The following is an 8530-nucleotide window of genomic DNA, read 5'->3' on the forward strand; positions in this document are numbered from 1 at the left end:
CNGCTTCTTCGTTTAACCTTTGTGCATCTTGCGATACCCCTTGNGCTGCCCTTGCTACTTCGTCTACTCCTGANGTTACTTCTTCTACATTCCCCGCTGTTTCTTCTGTNCTTGTTTGTATTTTGTCTATTTGTGCTTTTAGTTCTTCTGAGTTCTTTCTGCTNTCTTNTGATGAGTTNGTTANCGTTTTTGATGCNTTTTCTACTTTGNTTGATGCTTGTTTTATCGATCCCATCGATTCCCTTAGTTCTTTACTCATTCCTGATAATGCGTTCGCCATTTGCCCTATTTCGTCTTTGCTTTTACTTTCAAAGTCTACTGTTAGGTCTCCTTCTTTGAATTGGTTTATCTTGTTCCTGAATTCTGTTAGCGGTTTTGTTATGCTTCTTATTAGGTATATTACCATTATTATCGATATTACAAACGCTATTATCGTTAGTACTATCGTGAGCATTATCGCTTTTTGGTTTTCTTCTATGAGTGTCGGACCTAATGTGTCTTGCTGGATTTTTAGTTCTGCCCTTTGTTCTTCTAGTAGGTTTAGTATTTCTACCCTAATTCCTTCCATTTCTTGTATTATCGGGTCTTGTGATTCTATCTTTTCTACTATTTGGTTAAACACATTATTTAATCTAGTAGATAGATTCTTTGTGTTTTGAAAAATTTGTTTAAGCTCGTCTGTTGCTATTACCAAGCTATCTTCAATCAATTCTAATTGAATATTTAGATCATTAAAAGAAGATAATACATTATTTTTATCGCTTGCTTCTAATGATGAAAAATATATAAAAGAAAGTTGCATAATATTATCTAATATTTCAATTGATCTATCTGAATAAAACACTAAAGCTGAAAGAAATTTTTTGTCAGCAAGATATTTAAAATCCGAAATAACTTGTTTTAAATCATTAGAAATATTTGTAAAATCTTGAACTATAAGTCTTTCTTTTTCTGAATTCAATCTAACTATCTGATTAAACAAACTTTCATAAGTTTCTACGTAACTTTTTAAATTAACTATCTTCGTCGTTTCACTTGTTTCATCAGTTAATTCATACTTTATATCGCTTATGTTAATCAAAAAATTTTCTCGTATCTCAGCATCATAGTATATTACATAATCTTTTAAAGCTAGAGCTGCTTCAAAAAAATTCAACTCTATTTTTGAAATTCTATTTGTTTCGTCAGATAAATCTTTATAACTTTCCAGGCTTTGGTTAGAAGTTATCAAAGAATAAATATTGTAAGAAACTGTTACACCAAATAACATAAGGATAACAATAATAATCAAAGAAATCCTTCCCCCTATATTCTTAAAAGAAATAATAACACCCCCTAAAAATTCCAATTTTTTAATCATGTAAATCTTAATACTATAATTTTAATATATAATAGTAATCATAAAGTTACAAAAGCTTTCGGATCATATATTTTATCTTTGAAAAATTAATATTTAGAAGTAAATCTAGAAATAGTTAAAGCCGCCAGCAAAATTATACCTTTAAAAATATCTTGCATCGTATAAGAAACACCTAACATGGTTAATCCATTAATCATTACTCCCACCAAAGTTGCTCCAATAAAAGTTCCAAAAGGATTTGGTTTTCCAAGACCTAATACAGAAATACCAATATAACTTGCAGCAACACAATCTAACAACATTGTTTGAGTTTCTGCAATTTGAGCACTTCCCAAGCGAGAAACTAACAATATACCACCAAAAGCAGCTAAAGCTCCGCTTAATGAGTGAGCTAATATTTTGTATAAATTAACAGGAATCCCAGCCAAATACGAAGCTTCTGGATTACCTCCAATTGAATACAAGTTTCTTCCATATCTCGTATTATTCAAAAAAATATGGATTAAAAGAACTATAGCAAACATAATTATGATAAGCATTGGAAGAAAGCCTATATTCCCTTGGCCTAAAAACAAAAAAGCATCCGGTATGACTCCCGGGGCGGTAATAAAACCCCCGGTTGGCGAAGGTTTAATCATTTTAGAATAAATATTTAATCCACCAGTATAAGTTAATGCCAATCCCTGTGTAATAAACATAACTCCTAAACTTGCCAACAAATCATCTACTTTAAAATAAATCACAAACAAAGCTATTAAAAAACCAAACAATGCTCCAACCCCAACTGATATTAAAATTGCTATTATGGGATTGAAGAGGTTCCATACCATTAATCCGGCAGTAAGTGCTCCAGAAAGACCAGCAATTCCTGTAATTGCTAAATTGAAAGCGTTGGCACTTAAAGCCACAGTAAATCCCACAGCTATAACTGTTATTACAGAAACAGAGCGTAAAATATCAGTAATATTTCCTAAACTTAAAAAATTAGGAATCATTATCCCAAAAATCAACATTAATACTAATAAAGCCAATATTGTACCATAGTTAGAAAAAAATTTTATTATTTTTGAGTTCAAAATCTTCCCTCCCACTAAAATGATTTGTTATTTTATAAAGTTTTATTTACTTGATGTCCTCCTGTTGCCAAATTTAATATTTTTTCACTAGTTGCTTCTTTTCGATTTAAAATACCTTCTATTTGCCCTCTAAACATAACAATTACTCTATCAGATACTCTTAAAATTTCATCTATATCAGAAGAAGCGTATATAACACCTATTCCTGTTTCAGCTATTTTTTCAACTAATTGATATATTTCTTCTTTTGTTCCTATATCTATTCCTACTGTGGGCTCGTCGAATATTATCACTTTTGCACCTTTCAGTTTTTCTTTTATAAGCCATTTGGCTATTACGGTTTTTTGTTGATTTCCACCACTAAGATTTTTGACCAACTGATTTGGCCCATAGCATTTAATTTTTAGATTTTGAATAAATTCTATAGAAGTGTTTTCAATTGCTTTACTTTTGATAATTCCTGATTTAGAAAATTCTTTAAAATTAGGTAACATCAAATTCCACTTAATATCTTCACCAACTATTAAACCTTCTTTTCTTCTTTCTTCAGGAATCATGTATATTTTATTATTTATAGCATTTTGTGGATTTTTAATTTTTCTTATTTCGTTATTTTCTAAGCAAATTTCACAAGTTTGACTTTTTTCGACTCCAAATAAAGCCTTTAATAGTTCAGTTTTTCCTGCACCTATTAATCCGGTGATTCCTAAAATCTCTCCTTTCTTAAGATCAAAAGAAAGTGGGCCTAATTTGTTTTCTACATATAATTTTTTTACCTTTAAAACTACTTCATCAAAGTTATTCTTTTTTTCTTTATGAAGCACATGAGTAAACTGATTTTTTTTACCTAACATCGCTTTCACAATTGTATCAACATTTGTTTTATCTTTATCAAAAGTATCTATTTTCATCCCATCTCTAAAAACTGTAATTTTATCCGCAATATTAAATACTTCTGGCATTCTATGAGAAATATATAAAACTCCTATTTGCCTTTTCTTTAAAGATTTAATTATTTCAAAGAGGGCCGCAACATCTTGCGGCCCTAAAGAGGCGGTTGGCTCATCGAAAATAATAAATTTAGATCCATAAATTAAAGCTTTTGAAATTAAAAGCAACTGTTTTTCAGCTACTGATAAATTTGACACAAATGAATCCAAATTAAAATTTATTTTTATTTCTAAATTATTTAAGATAACTTTTGCTTTTTTTGAAAAACCCTTTTGAGTTATAAATAAATTATTTTGATCATTTTTTTTCTTGAATAAAAACAAATTTTCTGAAGCTGTAAAATATGGTACAAGAGCAGTATCAACCTCTTGATATACTGTGTTTATCCCATACTCAAATGCTTTTTGTGGGGAATTTAGATTAACTTTTTCTCCATTTATTCCTATTTCACCTTCATATTCACTATAGACTCCTGACAAAATTTTAGCAAATGTACTTTTCCCTGCACCATTTGCTCCAACTATTGCATGAATTTCTCCAGATCTTAAAAGCATATTTATGTTTTTTAAAGCTTGTACTCCCGGAAACTTTTTAGACAAGTTTTGAACTTTTATTTCAAAAAATAATTCATCCATTAAAAACACTCCTAATTCACTTTTGATTATTTTTAACTAATTCTCTCATTCCGTTAGTCCAAGCTATGCCGCTATCTCCCCATGCCGGAACCAAATCTTTAGTTATAAATTCCCCATTTTCCAAATCAATTTCGCGTGCAACTTCTTGAGTGATTAAAGCTGGAGGAATTATAGCATATCTTGGTATTTCCTCATACTGATCATTGGCAGCTAAATATGCAATTCTCATAGCTACTCTTCCTATTTCTGAAGGGTCACATGCTGCGGTAGCTTTCCAGTTGCTATCTGGTGCAGCCATAAGAGAAAGGTCATATGAACTCACATCTACTCCATAAACAGGAATATTTTTATTGGCTTGTTTTATAGCATTTAAAGCTCCTATTGCAAGTTGATCATATGGTGCCCATATAGCATCAATCTCATTAGAATGAGCTCTTAAAACTGCATCCATAAGTGACATAGTACTTGAGATCACAGCAGAACCAAAAGTTGGAGCTATTTGTTCAATTACTTTAATTTTTGGATATCTTGCCAATATTAGCGGTAATATTTGCATTCTTCTCTCCAAAGGAGCCACTCCAGATAACGTCACTACTACAATATTTCCTTCACCTTTCAAATCCTGAGCCATTGCAGATAGACTTAAATATGCTAACATATAATCATCTTGGGAAATTTCTGAAGTCACTTCAGTATCAACAATAACATCGAAAATGATCACAGGTATCCCTAAACTCATAGCTCTCTGAATCCCTGGTTTTAATGCAGTTCCTTCACCGTGATCAATAAAAATTGCATCCGGACGCATTGTTATGGCATTGTCTAACATTTGAACTTGTTTGCTATTCGACATTTGAGCGTCTAACACCGTTAAATTAATTCCTAACAAATTTGCCATCTCACGTGCTCCAGAAACTAATTGAACCCAATGATCCCCGTAATTACCAAGTGCAACGTGAACAACTTTTACTTCTTTATCAACTGAAAAAACTAAAGTAGAAAAAGTTAATAAAAGAATCACAAATACCGTTAAAAATTTTACTGTGTTTTTCATACCCTACACCTCCACTGTGTGATTTTGAGTTACAAATTGTGAAATTTATATTTTTTAAGATTTTATTTTTCTTATATTAATTTCATATGGTTTGGTTAAAATACCTTTTTCTGTTACTATTGCGGTAATTAATTCATTTGGGGTGACATCGAAAGCAGGATTATAAATTTTTATTCCATCGGGAGCTATTTTTTGCCCATTAAATTCCATAACCTCTCTCGAATTTCTTTCTTCGATAGGGATTGTTTTTCCAGATTCACAAACAATATCTATTGTAGAAGTTGGAGCAGCTACATAAAACGGAATTCCATGTCTATGAGCTAAGACAGCAACTGAATATGTACCTATTTTATTGGCCACATCGCCGTTTCTTGCTATTCTATCCGCTCCTACTATTACGGCGTTTATTTTGCCTTGCTTCATTACCCACCCAGCCATATTATCACAAATTAACACCACTTCTATTCCAACCTGGTTTAATTCAAAAGCAGTTAATCTGGAACCTTGAAGATAAGGACGAGTTTCATCGGCATAAACTTTAATATTCCATCCTTTCTCTTTTGCTATATAAATAGGAGAAGTAGCTGTTCCATATTTAGAAGTTGCAAGAGCTCCAGCGTTACAATGGGTTAAAATGGTATCACCATCTTTTATAAGGCAATTATCTATAAAATAATTCCCTATTTTTATATTTCCTTCTTCATCTTCTCTAAAAATTTTACCTGCTTCTTCTTCAAGGATTTCCTTTTTTTGTTCAAATGGGATTAGTAATTTTTCGATCTCTTTAGCTTTTCCCAACATCCTATCCAGTGCCCAAAACAAATTGACAGCTGTAGGCCTCGCATCTTTTAAAATATTTACACTATTTTCTACATTTTTGATAAAACTTTCATTATTACTTAAATTATATAATCCAATTACTACCCCATAAGCAGCTGTTATTCCTATTAAGGGTGCACCTCTTAATTCCATATTTTTTATAGAATAGTAAATATCTCGTACGGTTTTTTTTGTCAAATATTCCACTTCATTTGGTAACTTCAATTGATTTAGTATCTTTAAAGTTTTATCGTTCTTATTCCATATTATAGGTTCAGTAATATTCATCCATTTCCCTCCAAATATAGCAATTGTCTTATGGTAATATACAAGTGTTATTAAAAATATAAGAATTTAAAAAATGATTGATCTTACGTAAGAAATTACATCTTCAACAACTTTAAACCTTTTCCTGTTCATCATCAATTGGGTAGCTAACTCCAAAATAATTATTTGAACTTTTGACCTTTCTTTTAAATCTTCAATTTCATCGACATCTATATTATGAGCTAATCCGTGCATTCTTCTTATCATTGCAGCAGCAGCGTAACCCATCATATCTTCAAAGAATTCTGAAAAATAGTGATCTAAAAAATTATTGTCTTTGAAACTTATGTCGTTAGTTTTTTCACCCCAAAGTTTAGAAAATTTATCTGTGAACTTTTTATATATATCTCCTATTGTTATTAACAAATATTCTCTATAATCTTCAACTTTTTCTTTAGAATATTCCTTGCCTTCCCATGAGACATAGTTAATAAGAAGGTTACCAATTAATAAACCAGGATCAAAAGCAGAAGGTCCAAAAAATGAAAATTCACTATCAAAAACTTTAGTATCATTTTTACTTACAAATATAGAACCGGTATGTAGGTCCCCATGTAGAAGACTTTCTGCTTTAGTCATGAATATATATTTCAGTTTAGAGGCTTCATTCCATAAATATTGCCTTTTCCAAAATTTATTTTCTAAATAAGATCTTAATTCAGGATTTATCTTATTTCGAGGTGAGTTATAATATGGGTCGGTAAATATTAAATCTTCGGTAATTTTGCATAAATCAGGATTTATGAATCTTCTCACCATTTCTTTTTTCTCAAGAGGATTTAAATAAAAATCTGAGGTATAAAAAATAGTATTAGCTAAAAAAGTAGAAATATGTTCTGAAAAATTAGGATATTTTTTCATTTGTAATGTTCCTTTTCTCATTACTTCCAATGTAGATAGATCCTCCATTATAAATAAAGCTAATTCATTATCAATGTAGTATATTTCAGGTACCAGACCAGGGGCTAGTTCTCCTTGCCTTTTCATTGCTTCGGCTTCTAATTTATTTCTATTTAATTGAAGTGGCCAATCACTACCAACAATTTTGACATATGGTAAAGCTTGCTTCAATATATATGATTTTCCGCTATCTCCTATTACTTTAAATACAAGATTTAAATTTCCGTCTCCTATTTCTTTAACTTGTAATTTCTCATTTTCTCCAAAAAAACCTTTTTCTTTTATATAGTTTTCTACCTCATTTTCCTTTAAAGACCTATAACTCATTCTATTATCCTCCCTTAAATCAGATAAGTAAGATATCTAATATATTCAACAGACGTTAGTCAACTAAAGTTAGACGACTAATTTATTTCGATTTTACTCTTTTTTACATTTTTAGTCAAGTTTAATTATAGACGATTATGACTAATTAAGAACAATTAATATTGATTATTATTAAAAATCTTTTAATTTCTTATAAAATAAAGACAATTTAAAAAATTAATGGATCTACTACAATTTCTTTTTCATCTGTACTCATTTAGTGAAGATAGTATTAGAAAATCTTTAAAAAAAGGCATAATGAAATGCCCCTTTTTGTTTATTATGAAAATGAATTGGGTAAAACATTTTAGGAAAAAACTGGTTGGTACAAAAGAGATGAATTGTTAATCTATTCGAAGGATATAAAATAAAGTAGCACTGGCTTGTGCTGTAAATGGGTAGTCGATTTAATTCCCCTTCCTCGAAGGGGTGGATGCAGCGTTTTATGCTGCAGACGGGGTAGTCGGTTCTATTCCCCTTCCTCGAAGGGGTGGATGCAGCGTTTTGTGCTGCAGCCGGGGTAGTCTCTCTTTAATTTGCTTTTAGCAAATTGAAAATCCAATTCAAAAGCAACTACCCCGTCTGTGACAATAACCGTCACAGCCACCCCTTCAAAAAGGGGAATTAAACCTAAATCTTTTGCAAGAGGTAAATTAATACTTATTTAGGAAGTTTTATTATTTCACTCTAAAATTTCTTTTAGTTGGTCTATGGTTATTTTCAGAATATTTTTCTTTATCTTATTAATCTCTTCTTCGCTTGCTTTCTTTATTTTTTCTTCTAACTCTTTATCAAATTCTTTTCCAAATCTTTGGTTTAGTATTTCTAATACTAATTCTTTCTTTCCTTCTAGCTCTCCTTCTTCCTTGCCTTTTTCAATTCCTTTTTCAAATCCCTCTTCTTTGCCTTTTTCAATTCCTTCTTCAAACAATGAAGCTCCTATTCTTGTCATTCGTATCACCTCTTTTAGTTTGCTTATGTACTGTTCCCTTACATATTTGTCAGCTATCGCTAGTACCGCTCCTATTACTTACTATCTTTT

6 protein-coding genes and 1 pseudogene are annotated in these 8530 nt (G+C 30.8%); all 7 read right to left on the reverse strand.

Annotation, left to right across the window (positions count from 1 at the left end):
- Positions 1-210: 210 nt before the first annotated feature.
- Positions 211-1360: pseudogene (locus PW5551_RS10880) on the reverse strand (HAMP domain-containing protein); the annotation flags it as partial.
- Between the two features lie 86 nt (positions 1361-1446).
- Positions 1447-2436, reverse strand: a complete 990-nt coding sequence (locus tag PW5551_RS09800; RefSeq protein WP_113075593.1) for an ABC transporter permease — start codon at positions 2434-2436, stop codon at positions 1447-1449.
- Positions 2437-2468: 32 nt separating this feature from the next.
- Positions 2469-4022 carry a sugar ABC transporter ATP-binding protein gene (locus PW5551_RS09805; protein WP_113075594.1) on the reverse strand — a complete coding sequence of 518 codons (1554 nt, stop codon included), beginning with the start codon at positions 4020-4022 and terminating at the stop codon, positions 2469-2471.
- Positions 4023-4038: 16 nt separating this feature from the next.
- The gene (locus tag PW5551_RS09810) at positions 4039-5076 is read right to left on the reverse strand and encodes a substrate-binding domain-containing protein (RefSeq protein ID WP_113075595.1); all 1038 of its coding nucleotides are present in this window, start codon (positions 5074-5076) and stop codon (positions 4039-4041) included.
- A 54-nt stretch (positions 5077-5130) separates the two neighbouring features.
- Positions 5131-6183 (reverse strand): S-methyl-5-thioribose-1-phosphate isomerase, encoded by a 1053-nt coding sequence (gene mtnA, locus PW5551_RS09815; RefSeq protein WP_113075596.1) that lies wholly within the window; start codon positions 6181-6183, stop codon positions 5131-5133.
- A gap of 66 nt (positions 6184-6249) precedes the next feature.
- Positions 6250-7449 carry an S-methyl-5-thioribose kinase gene (gene mtnK, locus PW5551_RS09820; protein WP_113075597.1) on the reverse strand — a complete coding sequence of 400 codons (1200 nt, stop codon included), beginning with the start codon at positions 7447-7449 and terminating at the stop codon, positions 6250-6252.
- Positions 7450-8170: 721 nt separating this feature from the next.
- A complete protein-coding gene (locus PW5551_RS09825; protein ID WP_113075598.1) occupies positions 8171-8440 on the reverse strand; it encodes a hypothetical protein in 270 nt (89 codons plus the stop codon).
- Positions 8441-8530 lie beyond the last annotated feature (90 nt).

The sequence above is a fragment of the Petrotoga sp. 9PW.55.5.1 genome, from assembly GCF_003265365.1.
In the GTDB taxonomy this organism is placed as follows: Bacteria; Thermotogota; Thermotogae; order Petrotogales; family Petrotogaceae; genus Petrotoga.